Raw genomic sequence first — 15972 nt, 5'->3', positions numbered from 1 at the left:
CGACCGCACAGCCTTGCATCACCCGAGCAGTCATGTCGCCATTGTTCCAGTCGGAGCGGCGCGGCCGGTTCTCGCCGGGTCAGGACCTGGGCTGCTGCCCGGACACCGCGAAGCCGGTGGTCTCACCGGCGTTCGGGGCGGCGGCGAGCGCGACCGGGTCCCACACCCCGTACCGGGGGCTGAGCTCCACGCCGACCTCGGCGGCGGTGATCCCGATCAGCCTGGAGCCGATCCGCTGCGCGGCCTCGGCGTCGAGCTGGCCCGCGACCGGGGCGGGCGACGGGGTCGCGGTGTCGCGCTGGCGCACCAGGGCGACCAGCCACTGACCGGACTGCGGCTGGAGCTCGAAGGCGACCGCGGTCCCCGCCGGGGTGCCGAACAGCGGGGTGTCCGAGGCCATCTGACCGCCCTGGTCGCCGGCCCAGACCCGCTCGCCGGACACCGCGCGCAGGCCGGCCGCCCGGTCGGCGGCGATCAGCGCGGCGGCCTGCTCCGGGCCCTGCGCCAGCTGCCGGACCTTGGCCTCGGCCTCGTCGCGGGTGCTCGCCTGGGTGTAGTCGATGGTGACCGACAGCCGGTCGACGTACTTGCGCGCCAGCTCACCGGCGAGCAGCTGGTACCGGACGCTGTCGCGGAAGTTGGCCGGGGTGAACACGGTGCCCTGGGTGGCCGCCTCGCCGCCCATCCCCTGGATCACGTCGGTCACCCGCTGCTCGTCGACGTGCAGCCGCTCGGCGGCGGCGGTCTGCCGGATCAGCTCGTGCTGCACGGTGAACGACGCGAGCCTGCGGCCGATGTCGTCCATCTGGCCCTGCTCGCGCAACTGCTCCTTGAGCCCGGGTTCCTTGTCCAGCACGGCGGTGAACCAGGACTGCACCTGGTCGACGGGGATGCTCGTGCCGCCGACGACGGCGGCGGCACCGGGTTGTCCGGTACCGCATCCGGCGAGCAGGAGTCCAGCGGTGGCGATCGACGCGAGCAGGCGCTTCTGGCGCGGCATGGCGAACCTCACAGGCGTCACCCTCTCACGAAGTCACACTGCGCTGGAACCTCGTGACGTTCACTCGCCTTGTTTGGAGATGCCGGTAGCGGAACCTCAGACGCCTTCTCGCTGCGGGATCTTTTGCGCACGTATGACCAATACGAGCGAAAAAGCTGTCCTCGCGAGAAGGCGTCTGAGAACCTGCGGCGGTGCCGGTTGGCAGGGTGGGCTAAGCGGCTTCGCCGCTTGAGGACGATGGCTGGGTTGTGGTTGCGGTTGCGCCGATTGGGTGGAGTCAGCGGCCGAGGGGGCCACGGGTCATGTTGATGATCACCTTCTCGCCCTCGACCAGCACCTCGAAGTCCACCGCGGCGTCGAGGCCGACGGTCAGCTCGGCGGTGCCGTGGGAGTTGTCGTTGACGACCGCGCTCCTGGCGGTCGGCAGGCCGAACTCCTCCGGGCCCTCGGTGGTCCGCGCCGCGTCCGCGGCCTCCAGGTAGACGTGCAGGAAGGTGTTGCCCTTCATACCCTCGACGGGCTCGCCCGAGCCGCCCCACACCGGGGACTTCGTGTCCATCTCGGACTTCATCACCTTGATCCCACCGGAGAGCTCGGGAAGCGCGCTGAAGTCGAAGACCACGCGCTCCTCGGAGCCGTGCTGCCCGCCCCGGATGTCGATCCGGCCGCTGGTGTCGACGGCCCCGCCGGTGTCGCCGACCGCGGCCTGGACCCCGTTGCCCTGCGCGGGAGCGGGCGGCGCGGGCTGGGCACCGGCCGAGCACCCGGTGAGCGCGAGCGCGGACAGCACGACCGAACCGGTGGCGATGGCGAGCTTGTTGCGGACAGACATGGTGATGGCCCCCTTGCGAATTGCCGTTACGCACCTTCAGACGCGCCGGGGACGGGCAGGTTCCATCACATCCTCATAACGCGCGGACCTCGCGGCCGAACGTGCCGCGGGTCGCGGGAATCAGGTGCAGACGGGGGTCGGCTCCGGGACGCGGTTGTTTGCGCACCGCAAGCACGGCACCGTTTTCGCCTGCGTAGCAGTGCAATGGGAATTCGGTGCGGCTCGCTTTGAACACCTGCATGGCGAACAGCGGCCGGGAACCGTGGACCAGCTCCTGCGCCCTGGCCTGCTCGCGGTCGACCGGATCCTCGTCGTCCTCTTCGTACACCGGGTCCAGCAGGCTTCCGCTGTCGTGCCGGGAAGCGGGCCGCACCGGCAGCACGAAGCTGCCACCCGGGACCGGGCCGACCTCCGGGACGAGCTCGAACGCCTTGGTGTACAAGGAATCCCAGCTGATCGGCTGCAGGGTGACGACATCGCCGGCCAGGCCGGCGAACACCGCGAAGTCCTCGGAAGCGGCGATGTGGAAGCTGCCCGATCCGGATCCGCCGGTGTACCAGCCGTAGATCGCGAGGTGCGGCTCCCACAGCAACCGGACGGTGTCGAGCAGCGGGCGGACCGGGGTGTCGACCACCGCGAGCCCGCGAGCGTGCAGTCCGGCCAGCACCTCGTCCACGACGCGGAGCCGCTCCTGGTAGGTGGCGCCGGGGGAAATCCCTTCCAGGCCAACGGGTTTCGGCGCGTCCTCACCGCACTCGGCCGCGTACAGCACGTCGAACGCCGCGTAGTCGAGGGAGACGGGCTGGTCGATGATGCCGTCAATCCGCATCCTGGACGTCCTTCCGCCTGCCCCGGCGCACCAGGCCGAACAGGCGCCTGCGTTCCCGGTGCCGGTCCTGCGGGGCCGGGGTGGTGTCCTGCGGCGAGATTTGGGTCCGTTGTGGACGGCTCGGGCGCTCGTGCTGGCCGAAGCGCGGCAGGTTCGCGACGTTGCCTTCGGTCGCCGCCCCGTACCGCTCCAGGGCATCCTGGTTCGCCCGCACCGCGGACCAGTGCTCGGCGGTCGCAACGGCCAGGTTCACCAGCGCGATCGGTGCGCTGAGGTCCAGGCAGGGCGGCTCGGAGCCGACGTCCACGACGCGGTCCTTCGCTTCGTGGAAGCAGGAGATCTGGGCGTCGATGGCCTCCGCCGCCACGACCGCCTCCACGGCGCACGCCTCGACGGTGCGCCGCAGCGGCGCCACGAGCCCGGCTCCGCCCCGCCCGGACTCGCCGAGCTTGGCGATGGCGTCGTCGATCGCCGCCGCCGCGGCGTCGTGGTGCTCGGCGACCTCCCGCCACGCCCGCGCGGCGGCCCGGGCGCTGCCGGTGCCGTTGCCCCGGTGGAACCAGCGGTGGATGAGGTGCCCGGCGACACCGCTGACGCGCAGGTCGGGAGTGATCGTGCGCTCCGCCGACCTGACCCCCGCCTCGAAAGCGCTGATCATCGCAGCCTCCTGAAACGTTCCCCCCGACTTGCCGTCGTCAGGCCCCGGACGAACCGGGCGCTCGGCCCTCCTCCGCGTCGTGCTGGGCCATCGCGGCGCGCAGGTTGAGGATCATCGACTCCAGACCCGCCCGGACCACTGCGATCCTGGCCAGGTACTTCCCGGTCAGCTGCGGACCCATCTCCCACGCGGCGCCCGCGCTGACCGGGTCCTCCCCGGGAGGGACGAAGCCGTCGCCCTCGCGCGCCGCGCGCTCGGCCTCGGCCAGGGCGTCGACCGCGCGGCCGAGATCGGCGACGATCTCAGGAATCCGGTCCCGGTCCACCTCGAACGCGGTGGTCGTCCCGCCCGCCCCGGCCGCGTGCACGGCCTGACCTGGCGGCGCGATCGCACCGTCGCGCGACACCGTCACGAACGCCTCTACGACTCCCACGGAACCTCCACCGATTCCAGGCGAACCCGCCGCAGTGCCGAACAGTCACTGTGCCGAACAGTCACTGTGCCGGACAGTCACTGTGCTGAACAGTCACTGTGCCGAACAGTCACTGGGGCCCGAACGATCCTGGCAGAAACCCACGAAACGTGGCGATAACGATTCAGCGTGAATATCCGAAAAGCTCAAATGCAGCAACGGAAATCGCTGGTTCGGCGCAGCCGGAAGCACCGATGGGCGGTAGCGCGGAATTCGGAACGCGCACCAGCGGAAAGCGATCAAGCGGCGAGAGCAATTCCTGTTGGCATATTCCCCGATTCCGGCCGGAGAACGCGGTCGATCAAGCCTTCTCGTCCTCGTCGTGGTGGGCGGGACCCACCTCCAGCTGGAAGTCCTCGCCGTGGCGTTCGGTTCCCGCGATGACCGCCTGCTCCAGGACCTCCGCGCCCTTCTCGCCGCGCTGCATCAGCGGGTCGCTGCGCAGGTCCTTGGTCAGCGACACGCACAGCGCGACCATCACGACCGCGAACGGGGCGGAGGCGATGAAGGTCAGGTTCTGGATGCCGCTGAGCGCGTCCTCGCCGCCGATCACCAGCATGATCGCGGCCACCGCACCGGTCGCGGCACCCCAGAAGATCACCATCCACCGGTTCGGCTCGATCGAGCCGCGCTGCGACAGCGTGCCCATCACCACCGAGGCGGCGTCCGCGCCGGAGACGAAGAAGATCGCCACCAGGATCATGACCAGGATCGTGGTGATCGCCGACAGCGGCAGGGTCTCCAGCACCGAGAAGGTCTGCGCCTCCTCGCCGCCGCTCGCGTAGACGTCGGCGCCGCCGTCCTGGATGCGGATCGCGCTGCCGCCGAGGATGCAGAACCACACCAGGCTGACCACGCTCGGCACCAGGATCACGCCTGCGACGAACTGGCGGATCGTGCGGCCCCGGCTGATCCGGGCGATGAACATGCCCACGAACGGCGTCCAGGAGATCCACCACGCCCAGTAGAAGATCGTCCAGCTGGACAGCCAGCTGTTCATCACGTCGCCGCCGGTGGCGCCGGAGCGGGCGATCATGGTGGCGAAGTCGCGGAAGTAGTCGCCGATCGACATCGGCAGCAGGTCGAGGATGAACACCGTCGGCCCGACGACGAACACGAAGACCGCCAGCAGCGCGGCCAGCACCATGTTGATGTTGGACAGCCACTGGATGCCGCGGGCGATGCCGGAGACCGCCGAGATGACGAAGCAGATGGTCAGCACCACGATGATCAGCACCAGCACGGTGGTGCCGACCCCGCCGATCCAGCCCGCCGACTGCATGCCGCTCTGGATCTGCAGGGTGCCCAGCCCGAGCGAGGCCGCCGAGCCGAACAGGGTCGCGAACAGCGCGAGGATGTCGATCAGCCTGCCGATCGGCCCGTCGCAGCGGCGCTGGCCGAACAGCGGGGCGAACACCGCGCTGATCAGCTGCTTGCGCCCGCGCCGGAAGCTGCCGTAGGCGATGGCGAGCCCGACCACCGCGTAGATCGACCACGGGTGCAGCGTCCAGTGGAACAGCGTGGTCGCCATCGCCGTCTCGATCGCCTCGTCGGTGTAGGGCGGCACCGTCCCCGGCGGCGGCTCGACGAAGTGCGCGAGCGGTTCGCTGACGCCGAAGAACATCAGCCCGATGCCCATGCCCGCGCTGAACATCATCGCGATCCAGGACACCGTGCGGAACTCCGGTTCCTCGTCGTCCTCGCCCAGCGGGATCGTCCCGTACCGGCTGAACGCCAGCCACAGCGCGAACACCACGAAACCGGTGGCGGCCAGCACGAACCCCCAGCCGATGTTGGTGACCAGCCACGCCAGCGCGTTGCTCGCCGAGCTGGCCAGCGTCTCGGTCGACAGCACGCCCCAGCCGACGAAGAAGACCGTGATGGCGGCGGTGACGCCGAAGACGACGTAGTCGGTGCGCGCCCGCTGCTCGGCCGCCCGGGTTTCCGGCACGTGCGCGGGGATCTTGTTCTCCGCCATGGTTCGCGCCTCCTCGTGACGATCGCGTCAACGGTCACTCGGAGGCGCGGGGTCGGCAACTCAGGAGCCGGGGTGGTGAGGCGCGGGGGCGGTGCGGTCGGGTGGGTCTGGGGCGCTCGCCGCCCCAGACCTCTCCGGGACCGACGCGGTTCGGGGTTCGGTCGGGGACTTCGACCCCGACCTCGGGCCTCGGCCGGATCAACCGACCCGAGCAGCCCGCCCGAGGCTCAGCCGACTGGGGCGGGGCGTCCGGCCAGCGACTCCAGCAGTCCTGCGCACCAGTCCAGCAGGGCGTCGTCGCGCAGCGGGGGTGCGCCGATCCTGCCGCCCGCCGCGCCCTCCGTCGGGCGGGGTATCGACACCGTGCGCACCGCTGCCTTGTAGACCGCCTTCGGGTACAGGCGCTTGAGGCGCACCAGCTGCGAGTCGGCGAGTTCCATCGGGGCGACTCGGAGGGACGAGCCCTGCAGGGTCACCTCCGTGACGCCGTGCTTGCGGCACACCTGGCGGAAGCCCGCGACCTTGAGCAGGCGCTCCACCGGCTCCGGTAGCGGGCCGTAGCGGTCGGTCAGCTCCGCTCGGACCGCGTCCAGGGCTTCCGCGTCCGCCGCCGCGGCGATCTTGCGGTACGCCTCCAGCCGCAGGCGCTCGCCCGGCACGTAGTCGTGCGGGATGTGGGCGTCGACCGGCAGGTCGACCCGGACCTCCGGGAGTTCCTCCTCCACCGCGCCCGGCTCCGCTCCCGCGTGCCTGCGGAAGGCTTCGACCGCCTCTCCCACCAGGCGCACGTACAGGTCGAAGCCCACGCCGGCGATGTGGCCCGACTGCTCCGCGCCGAGGATGTTGCCCGCGCCGCGGATCTCCAGGTCCTTCATGGCGACCGCCATGCCCGCGCCCAGCTCCGAGTTCTGCGCGATCGTCGCCAGGCGGTCGTGCGCGGTGTCGGTCAGCGGCTTCTCCGGCGGGTAGAGGAAGTACGCGTAGCCGCGCTCGCGGGCGCGTCCGACCCGGCCGCGCAGCTGGTGCAGCTGGGAGAGGCCGAGGACGTCCGAGCGCTCCACGATCAGCGTGTTCGCGTTGGAGATGTCCAGGCCCGTTTCCACGATCGTGGTGCACACCAGCACGTCGTGCTCGCGCTCCCAGAAGCCCTGGATGATCTTCTCCAGCCGCTCCTCGTTCATCTGCCCGTGCGCCGTGACGATCCGGGCCTCCGGCACCAGCTCGCGCAGCTGGCGGGCCGCCTTCTCGATGGTCTGCACCCGGTTGTGCACGAAGAAGACCTGGCCGTCGCGCAGCAACTCGCGGCGGATCGCCGCGGCCACCTGCTTCTCGTCGTAGCCGCCGACGTAGGTCAGCACCGGGTGCCGCTCCTCCGGCGGGGTCAGGATGGTCGACATCTCGCGGATGCCCGCCATGCTCATCTCCAGCGTCCGCGGGATCGGCGTCGCCGACATCGTCAGCACGTCGACGTGCGTGCGCAGGGCCTTGATGTGCTCCTTGTGCTCGACGCCGAACCGCTGCTCCTCGTCGACGATGACCAGGCCGAGGTCCTTGTAGCGAACACCTGTCTGCAACAACCGGTGGGTACCGATGACGATGTCGACCGTGCCCTCGGCCAGGCCCGTGATCGTCTGCTCGGACTCCAGCGGGTCGGTGAACCGGGACAGGCCCTTGACGTTGACCGGGAACGAGCGCATCCGGTCGGTGAAGGTGTTCAGGTGCTGCTGGGCCAGCAGCGTCGTGGGCACCAGCACCGCGACCTGCTTGCCGTCCTGCACCGCCTTGAACGCCGCCCGCACCGCGATCTCGGTCTTGCCGTAGCCCACGTCACCGCAGATCACCCGGTCCATCGGGACCGCGCGCTGCATGTCGGCCTTGACCTCGTCGATGGCCGCGAGCTGGTCGCCGGTCTCGGTGTAGGGGAAGGCGTCCTCCAGCTCGCGCTGCCACGGCGAGTCCGCGCCGAAGGCGTGCCCCGGCGCCGACTGGCGGGCGGCGTAGAGCTGCACCAGCTCGGCGGCGATCTCCTTGACCGCCTTGCGCGCCTTGGCCTTGGTGTTCTTCCAGTCCGAGCCGCCGAGCTTGTTCAGCGTCGGCAGCTCGCCGCCGACGTAGCGGGAGACCTCGTCGAGCTGGTCGGTCGGCACGAACAGCCGGTCGCCGGGCTGGCCGCGCTTGCTGCTGGCGTACTCCAGCACCAGGTACTCGCGGGTCGCGCCGCCGACCGTGCGCTGCACCATCTCGACGTACTTGCCGATGCCGTGCTGCTCGTGCACGACGAAGTCGCCCGCCTTCAGCGCCAGCGGGTCGACCGCGTTGCGCCGCCGCGACGGCATCCGCCGCATGTCCTTGGTGGAGGTTCCGCCGCGACCGCCGGTCAGGTCCGCCTCGGTCAGCACCACCAGCGCCACGTCCGGCGCGGCGAAGCCGTCCTCCAGCGCTCCGCGCACGACCGTGATCACGCCCGGCTCCGGCTCCGCCGGGAGCCCGTCCTCCGCGTGCCGCGCGGGCAGCTCGCCCTCGCGCAGCTGCTGCACCGCGCGCTGCGCGGTCCCGGTGCCCGCGACGACCAGCACGGCCGCGCCGCCCGCGGCGGTGTGCGCACGCAGGTCGGCGAACGCGCGCTCGACCTCGCCCCGGTACGCCTCGACCTGCTTGAGCGCCAGCCGGACGACGCCGTCGTCCTCGGCGTCCTCGCTGCTGAGCTGGGTCAGCGACCACCACGGCAGGCCCAGCGACCTGGTGTGCTCGGCGACCTCGGCCAGCCCCCGGTAGGCCGAGGCGCCCAGGTCGATCGGTGCCTTGCCGCCGTCGGCGGCGACCATCCAGGACGCCTCCAGGAACTCCTGGCCGGTGCGGACCAGGTCGGCCGCCCGCGCCCGGACCTTCTCCGGATCGGCCAGCAGGACGTGCGTGCGCGGCGGGACCAGGTCGGTCAGCAGCTGCATCTCACCGACGCACAGCGCCGGGATCAGCGCCTCCATGCCCTCCACCGGGGCACCGCCCGCGATCTTGCCCAGCATCTCGTGCAGGTGCGCGTCGGCCTCGTGCTGCTCGGCGAGCTTGGCCGCGCGCTCCTGCACGTCGGCGGTGATCAGCAGCTCGCGGCAGCCGGGCGCGAACAGCTCGGTGTCCTCGGCACCGGGCAGCGAGCGCTGGTCGGCGACCGAGAACGGGCGGATCTCGGTGACCTCGTCGCCCCAGAACTCCACCCGCAGCGGGTGCTCGTCGGTCGGCGGGAACACGTCGACGATGCCGCCGCGCACCGCGAACTCGCCGCGCTTCTCGACCATGTCGACCCGGTTGTAGGCGAGGCCGGCGAGCTTGTCGACCACGTCCTCGAAGTCGTGCTCGGCGCCGACGCGCAGCTGCACCGGGCGCAGCTCGCCGAGCCCGGGCGCGATCGGCTGGATCAGGCTACGGACCGTCGCGACCAGCACCTTCACCTGGCCGTGCGGGTGCTCCTCGGGGTGGGCCAGGCGGCGCAGCACCGCCAGGCGGCGGCCGACCGTGTCCGCGCGCGGCGACAGCCGCTCGTGCGGCAGCGTCTCCCAGGACGGGAAGACCTCGACGCCCGCGGAGCCGATCAGGTCCGCCGCCGCGGCGGCGACCTCCTCGGCCTCCCGGCCGGTGGCGGTGACCAGCAGCACCGGGCGGTCCGCCGCGGCCAGCGCGGACGCGGCCAGCGGGCGGGCCGCGGCCGGGCCCTCCAGCACCAGGCGCGGATCGTCGACGGCGTCGACAACGCGCCGGACGGCGGTGTCGCGCAGCATGGTTTCGAGCAGTCCGCGGAGGGGACCGGCCTGGCTCATGGCAACTACCTCGCACCGAACGTAGCGAACGCAAGACACACCCCTGCCCGGGACTTCGCCCGATGCGGCAGGCCGGGCGCGGTCATGCCCTGGAGCAACGGACCCTGGAGCAACGGACTGCGCGGCAATGGACTGCGCGGCGACGGACTGGGGCGCCACGGCCGGGGGTTCGCGACCCAGCGTACGACCTCGCCCCGACAGCGCCCGTGCGCGGTGCTGCCGACCCGGTTCCGCGAGTACCCGCCGACGCGTGCGGACCGTGCCAGACTGATCGCATGCCGTGGCTGCTCGCGCTGCTCGTCGTCCTCACCGCCTGCGCCAGGGCGGAGCCGCCACTTCCCCCGACCGAGGGCGGGCTGCGCGTCGAGGTGGTCGCGTCCGGCCTCGAACACGGCTGGGACATCGGTTTCCTGCCCGGCGGGACAGCGCTGGTCTCCCAGCGCCCGGGGCGCCTCGCGCTGGTGGGACCGGGCAGCGCGCGGCCGGTGGCGGCCGACTTCGGCGATGTCGTCGCGCGCGGCGAGGGCGGGCTGATGGGGCTGCTCGTGCACCCGGACTTCGCCCGCAACCGGCACTTCATCACCTGCCAGAACCACCGCGACGACATCCGGTTGATCACCTGGCGGCTGGCCGAGGACGGCGCGAGCGCGCAGCGCGTCGGAGAGCTGCTGACCGGCCTGCCGGTCAACCCCAGCGGACGGCACTCCGGGTGCAGGCCCGCGCTCGCCGAGGACGGGGCGCTGCTGGTCAGCACCGGTGACACCGCCCGCCCGTCGATCGCCCAGGACCGCACCTCGCTCGGCGGCAAGGTGCTGCGGATGGACCTCGACACCGGGCAACCCCTGCCGGACAACCCGTTCGCCGGATCACCGAACCCGGCCGAGCGGCTGGTGTTCAGCTACGGGCACCGCAATCCGCAGGGGCTGGCACCGCGCCCGGGCGGCCAGGTGCTGATCGCCGAGCACGGCCCGGACGTCGACGACGAGATCAACCTGCTGCGCCGGGGCGGCAACTACGGCTGGGACCCGTCGCGGGGCGGAACCCAGGACTTCTACGACGAGTCGGTGCCGATGACGGATCTGGCGCGGTTCCCGGACGCCATGCCCGCCGTGTGGTCGTCGGGCTCGGCGACGGAGGCGGTGTGCGGCGCGGCGTACCTGGACTGGGACGGCGGGACGCTCGCCGTGGCCGCGCTCAGGGGCAGCAAGCTGTTGCTGTTCAAGCCGAATCCCGACGGGAGCGTGCGGGACGCCGCGGTTCCGGCCGAACTCGACGGCAGGTTCGGCAGGTTGCGGGCCGCCCGGACTGGACCGGACGGCGCGCTGTACCTGACCACGTCCAACGGTGGCGACGACAAGGTGCTGCGGGTCAGCCCCGTCCCGCGGTGACCTCGTGTTCGCTGCCCGGTGCGGGCGAATCGGCCGCGGGCCGCGCTGCCGCCGCGATCGCCACCGCGGCCAGAGCGCTGATCGCGCCGAAGGCGTAGAAGCCCCACGGGTAGGCGATGCCGGCCGTCAGCAGGGCGCCGCCCAGCAGCGGTCCGGTGATCGCGCCGATGCGGCCGATCCCGGTCGTCCACCCGAGACCGGTCGCGCGGCTCGCGGCCGGGTAGGCGCGGCCGACGAAGGCGTAGACGAGGGTCTGCGCGCTGAACACGAAGAACCCGGCCATCAGCACGGCGGCGTAGAGACCGGCCGCGGGCAGCCGGACGCTCAGCAGCGCCAGCAGCACGGCCGCGGCGAGGAACCAGAAGACCGTCGAGCCCTTCACCCCGGCGCGGTCGGCGACCCGGCCACCCGCGACGAGCCCGAGCACCGCGCCCACGTTCAGCGTCAGCAGCAGGCCCAGCGACGCGCCGAGCGGGTAGCCCGCGGCCCGCATGATCTGCGGCAGCCAGGTGTTGAGCCCGTAGACCAGGATCAGCCCCAGGAACGAGGCCACCCAGAACGCGATGGTGGACACCGCCATCCCGCCGCGGAACAGCGTCGCGATGCTGTCGCGGGCCTGCACCCTCGTCTGCGCGGTGAAGACCCGCGACTCCGGCAGGTACCGGACCATCAGCGGCACCAGCACCAGCGCGGGCAGCGCGCCCGCGACGAACATCGTCCGCCAGCCCAGCCCGGGGATCAGCAGCAACCCGAGCAACGCGGTGAGCACCGCGCCGACGTGGTAGCCGGTCATGATCGTGGTGGTCGCGCTGCTGCGGCGGTCGCCCCTGGCGAACTCGGTCACCAGCGTGATCGCGGTCGGCAGGCAGCCGCCCAGGCCGAGCCCGGCCAGGAAGCGCAGCAGCCCGAACACGAGCATCGACGGCGCCACCGCGCACAACGCGGTGAACACCGAGAACCCGGCCACCGACAGCACCAGCACCCGCCGCCTGCCGACCAGGTCGGTCAGGGTGCCGATCACCAGCGCGCCGATCATCATCCCGAGCAGGCCGACGGTGGACACCAGGGACGCGCTCGCCGGGGTCATGCCCCAGACGCCGTCCTCCAGCAGCACCGGCAGCACCGTGCCGAGCACGACGAGGTCGAACCCGTCGAGCAGCACCGCGGTCCAGCACAGCGGAAGCACCCAGCGGGCGCTCGTTCCCATTCCCGGCACAGCACGCTCCCTCGTCGAACCCGACAGGTCTTAAGGGAGGGTGCGGCCGAGATCACCCATATGTCCAATACCAGGATTTAGCGTGCTTCATACGCTGAAGCTATGGGTAGGTGAACGTGGAACTCCGGCACCTGCGGTATTTCGTCGCGATCGCTGAGGAGCAGAGCCTCACCCGCGCGGCGGCCCGCCTGCACATGGCGCAGCCGCCGCTGAACGCGCAGCTGCGCAAGCCGGATCCTGCGCGACGTCGACCAGGCGTCGCGGATGACCCGCGAGGCGGGCAGCGGGCAGGTCGGCAGGCTGGCGCTCGGGTTCGTGCCGTCGGCGTGCAACGCCGTGCTGCCGCCGCTGCTGCGGCGGTTCAAGGCGCGCTGCCCGGAGGTGCGGCTGCACCTCCAGGAGATGCGGCCGGACGAGGTCGTGGCGCGGCTGCACGACCGCCGGATCGACGCGGGCTTCTTCTACCTCCCGATCGACGATCCGTCGCTGCGCGTGCGCACCATCGCCGAGGACTCGCTCGTGCTGGCGCTGCCTTCGGCGCACCGGCTGGCCGATCAGTCCGAAGTGGACCTGAGCTGGGTGTCGGACGAGCCGTTCATCTTCCCGCCCCGCTACGACATGCCCGGCCTGCACGGGATCGTCACCGGAGCCTGCGAGCGCGCCGGGTTCACCCCGCACGTCGTGCAGCCCGACGTCTGGTTGCTCCAGACGATCGTCGGGCTGGTCGCGGGCGGCATCGGGATCGCCGTCCTGCCGTCTTCGGTGCAGCAGCTACCCCGCGCCGGGACGGTGTTCGTGCCGCTGACCGACAGGACCGCGACGGCCCGGATGGCCATGGCGTGGCGCCGGGGCACCGAGCCGCCCGTCCTGCGGTCCTTCCTGGAAATCGCGGCCTAGAGCGGCATTCCGACGTAGTTCTCGGCGAGCAGCGTGCGCCCCGCGCGGGAGCGGGTGACCGCGTCGAGTTCGGCGAGCTGGCGGTTCAGGTCGAAGCCGCTCGCCTCCGGCATCCGGTGCAGCATCGAGGTCATCCACCACGAGAAGTGCTGCGCCCGCCAGACCCGCGGCAGCGCGGTCGCGGTGTAGGCGTCGAGCGCGGTGCGGTCGCGGGCGGCGAAGTACCGGTCCATCGCGCGGGAGAGGACGTGGACGTCGGCGAGGGCGAGGTTCATGCCCTTCGCCCCGGTCGGCGGCACCGTGTGCGCGGCGTCCCCGGCGAGGAACAGCCGCCCGTGCTGCATCGGCTCGCAGACGAAGCTGCGGAACTGCAGCACCGACTTCGAGAAGATCGGCCCATCGACGATCCGCGCGCCCTCGCCGTCGACCCGCGCGTGCAGCTCGCTCCAGATCCGGTCGTCGGACCACTGCTCGACGGTGTCGTCCGGGTCGACCTGGAGGTACATCCGCTGGACCGTGGGCGAACGGGTGCTGATCAGCGCGAAACCGTTCTCGTGCCGGGCGTAGATCAGCTCGTCGGACGAGGGCGGTGCCTCGGCGAGGATGCCGAACCAGGCGAACGGGTACTGGCGGAAGTGGTCCTGGCGCGCGGGGATCAGCCCACGGGTCCGGGTCCGGGAACCGTCGCAGCCCGCGACCAGGTCCGGGTGCAGCACCCGTTCGGTGCCGTCCTCGGTGAACCGGATCATCGGGGCGTCGCCGTCGATCCCCTCGACCTCGACGTCGGACACGCCGAAGCGGATGTCGCCGCCGTCGGCGAGCCGCCGGGCGATGAGGTCCTTGAGCACCTCGTGCTGCGGGTAGATCGTCACGCCTCGGCCGGTCAGGTCGGCGAAGTCGATGCGGTGGCCCCTGCCGCCGAAGCGCAGCTCGATGCCGTGGTGCACCATCCCCTGCTGCTTGACCCGGTCGCCGACACCGGTCTCGACCATGAGGTCGACCGAGTTCTGCTCCAGCACGCCCGCGCGGATCGTGCCCTCGATCTCCGCCCTGGTCCTGGTGTCGAGGACGACCGACTCGATGCCGCGCTGGTGCAGAAGATGGGACAGCATCAGCCCGGCGGGCCCGGCTCCGACGATCCCGACCTGGATCCGCATCGCCACTTCCCTTCCGTTGGCCGTGTGACGGCCGCTACTCGGGTGAGCCACACGATGCGGCCGGGAAATCCGCCGAGGAACCGGAGTTTCCGGTCACCGGAAGGATTCTCGGTCCGACTCCCGCCGCGCGCTGCCCGGCAGCGCCGCCGCGCGCGGCGACCCGAGCGTCCGCGAGATCCCGCGGGCGGCGGCGCGCACGGCGGGCACGAGCGTGCGCGGGTCTGTCCCTTCGGCGGGAACCACGACCGACAGCGCCGCGATGACCGCGTCCGACTCGTCGCGGACCGGCGCCGCCACCGACAGCGTGGTCAGCTCGATCTGCCGGTCGCTGATCACGTACCCCTGCCGCCGCACGTCGGCCAGCACCCGCCGCAACTGCTCGGGGTCGTCGACGGTGCGGGTGGTGAACCGCTGCAAGGGCCCGCCGAGCACGGTTTCCTGGAGGTCGTGATCGGCGTGCGCGAGCAGCACCAGCCCGACACCGGTCGCGTGCAGCGGCAGTCGGCCGCCGACCCGCGAGACCACCGGCACCGCCTCGCGGCCGGAGATGCGCTCGACGTAGACGACGTCGGTGCCGTCGAGCACCCCGAGCTGCACGTTCTGGTGGGTGGCCTCGTAGAGGTCGCCGAGGAACGGCATGGCGACCTGGCGCAGGAACATGCCGCGCGGCGCGAGCGAGGCGAGCTCGTGCAGCCGCAGGCCGATCCGGTAGCGGCCGTCGGCGCCGCGCTCCAGCGCGCCCCAGCCGGCGAGCTCGCCGACGAGCCGGTGCGTGGTGGTGAGCGCGAGCCCGCTGTGCCTGCTGATCGCCGACAACGTCATGGCGGGCCGCTGCGCGGTGAACGCGTCGAGCACCCGGAACAACCGCGACGCCACCGTCGGCCCGGTTTCAGACATACCGGCCATTCTGCGGCGACTTCCCGCGAACCCGCGCGAACCACCCGACCATCGTCTTCAAGCGGCGAAGCCGCTTAGCCCGTGCAAGCAACCGGCACCGCCACGCAAACCGAGCCGTACAACCCCAAGTCACTTCGGCCGGCGGAGGACGGGCTTGTGTTCGAGATGCGACAGCCCGTTCCAGGCGAGGTTCACCAGGTGCGCGGCGACCTCTTCCTTCTTCGGCTTGCGCACCTCCAGCCACCACTGGCCGGTCAGCGCGACCATGCCCACCAGCGCCTGGCTGTAGAGCGGGGCGAGCTTCTTGTCGTAGCCCTTGGCGCTGAACTGGAGGCCGAAGATGTGCTCGACCTGGCTGGCGATGTCGTTGAGCAGGCTGGAGAAGGTGCCGCTGGTGCTGGCCACCGGCGAGTCCCGGACCAGGATGCGGAAGCCGTCGGTGGAGTTGTCGATGTACTCCAGCAGCGCGTGCGCGGCCTGCTCCAGCAGCTCGCGCGGGTGGCCCGCCGACAGCGCGGAGACGATCAGGTCGAGCAGGTGGCGCATCTCGCGGTCCACCACGACCGCGTAGATGCCCTCCTTGCCGCCGAAGTGCTCGTAGACCACCGGCTTGGACACCCCGGCGCGGTGCGCGATCTCCTCGATGGAGGCGCCGTCGAAGCCCTTCTCGGCGAACAGCGCGCGTGCGATGTCGAGCAGCTGCTGCCGCCGTTCCTTGCCGGTCATCCGAACCCGGGCCGTGCGGGCGGAGGTCCGTCCGCCCTGGGCCTCGGCCGCGTTCCGCCGTCGCCTCGCCACCACTCGCATCACCCTATGCCGTGACCTGCGCGGCCGTA

At 71.6% G+C, this 15972-nt stretch carries 12 protein-coding genes and 1 pseudogene; 2 read left to right on the top strand and 11 right to left on the bottom strand.

Annotated features, from left to right (window positions below; genetic code table 11):
* Window positions 1–79: 79 nt before the first annotated feature.
* The 7 genes from ABD691_RS09175 to mfd form a co-directional block, all read right to left on the bottom strand.
* A complete protein-coding gene (locus tag ABD691_RS09175; RefSeq protein WP_344679082.1) occupies window positions 80–1000 on the bottom strand; it encodes a SurA N-terminal domain-containing protein in 921 nt (306 codons plus the stop codon).
* Between the two features lie 277 nt (window positions 1001–1277).
* Window positions 1278–1832 (bottom strand): AMIN-like domain-containing (lipo)protein, encoded by a 555-nt coding sequence (locus ABD691_RS09170; protein WP_344679081.1) that lies wholly within the window; start codon window positions 1830–1832, stop codon window positions 1278–1280.
* A 73-nt stretch (window positions 1833–1905) separates the two neighbouring features.
* Window positions 1906–2661 carry an ESX secretion-associated protein EspG gene (locus ABD691_RS09165; RefSeq protein ID WP_344679080.1) on the bottom strand — a complete coding sequence of 252 codons (756 nt, stop codon included), beginning with the start codon at window positions 2659–2661 and terminating at the stop codon, window positions 1906–1908.
* Entirely contained in the window at window positions 2651–3319 is a 669-nt protein-coding gene (locus tag ABD691_RS09160; RefSeq protein ID WP_344679078.1) for a PPE domain-containing protein, read from the bottom strand. The genes ABD691_RS09165 and ABD691_RS09160 overlap by 11 nt, the downstream gene beginning before the upstream one ends.
* 37 nt (window positions 3320–3356) lie before the next feature.
* Window positions 3357–3752 (bottom strand): hypothetical protein, encoded by a 396-nt coding sequence (locus tag ABD691_RS09155; RefSeq protein WP_344679077.1) that lies wholly within the window; start codon window positions 3750–3752, stop codon window positions 3357–3359.
* Window positions 3753–4092: 340 nt separating this feature from the next.
* On the bottom strand, window positions 4093–5769 hold the full coding sequence (locus tag ABD691_RS09150) for a BCCT family transporter (protein ID WP_344679076.1): 1677 nt from the start codon (window positions 5767–5769) through the stop codon (window positions 4093–4095).
* A 227-nt stretch (window positions 5770–5996) separates the two neighbouring features.
* Entirely contained in the window at window positions 5997–9581 is a 3585-nt protein-coding gene (gene mfd / locus ABD691_RS09145) for a transcription-repair coupling factor (RefSeq protein WP_344679075.1), read from the bottom strand.
* Between the two features lie 275 nt (window positions 9582–9856).
* On the opposite strand from mfd, the gene ABD691_RS09140 reads away from it, so the two are divergent.
* Window positions 9857–10969 carry a PQQ-dependent sugar dehydrogenase gene (locus ABD691_RS09140; RefSeq protein WP_344679074.1) on the top strand — a complete coding sequence of 371 codons (1113 nt, stop codon included), beginning with the start codon at window positions 9857–9859 and terminating at the stop codon, window positions 10967–10969.
* Here the strand turns inward: ABD691_RS09140 and ABD691_RS09135 are convergent.
* Window positions 10950–12176: an MFS transporter gene (locus tag ABD691_RS09135; RefSeq protein WP_344679092.1), complete on the bottom strand. Its 1227-nt coding sequence runs from the start codon at window positions 12174–12176 to the stop codon at window positions 10950–10952. The genes ABD691_RS09140 and ABD691_RS09135 overlap by 20 nt on opposite strands.
* A 125-nt stretch (window positions 12177–12301) precedes the next feature.
* Between ABD691_RS09135 and ABD691_RS09125 the strand changes: the two are divergent.
* A pseudogene (locus ABD691_RS09125) lies at window positions 12302–13082 on the top strand (LysR family transcriptional regulator).
* On the opposite strand, the gene ABD691_RS09120 reads toward ABD691_RS09125, so the two are convergent.
* From ABD691_RS09120 to ABD691_RS09110, 3 genes are all read right to left on the bottom strand, one after another.
* A complete protein-coding gene (locus ABD691_RS09120) occupies window positions 13079–14239 on the bottom strand; it encodes a 4-hydroxybenzoate 3-monooxygenase (protein ID WP_344679071.1) in 1161 nt (386 codons plus the stop codon). The pseudogene ABD691_RS09125 and the gene ABD691_RS09120 overlap by 4 nt on opposite strands.
* 93 nt (window positions 14240–14332) lie before the next feature.
* Window positions 14333–15136 (bottom strand): IclR family transcriptional regulator, encoded by an 804-nt coding sequence (locus ABD691_RS09115; protein WP_425565028.1) that lies wholly within the window; start codon window positions 15134–15136, stop codon window positions 14333–14335.
* Between the two features lie 129 nt (window positions 15137–15265).
* Window positions 15266–15862 carry a TetR family transcriptional regulator gene (locus ABD691_RS09110; RefSeq protein WP_344679069.1) on the bottom strand — a complete coding sequence of 199 codons (597 nt, stop codon included), beginning with the start codon at window positions 15860–15862 and terminating at the stop codon, window positions 15266–15268.
* Window positions 15863–15972: the final 110 nt, after the last annotated feature.

The organism is Saccharopolyspora taberi (genome assembly GCF_039534165.1).
Taxonomy (GTDB): Bacteria; Actinomycetota; Actinomycetes; order Mycobacteriales; family Pseudonocardiaceae; genus Saccharopolyspora_D; species Saccharopolyspora_D taberi.
The sequence above is the reverse complement of the archived record's forward strand: the minus strand, read 5'-3'. Positions and strand labels throughout refer to the sequence as shown.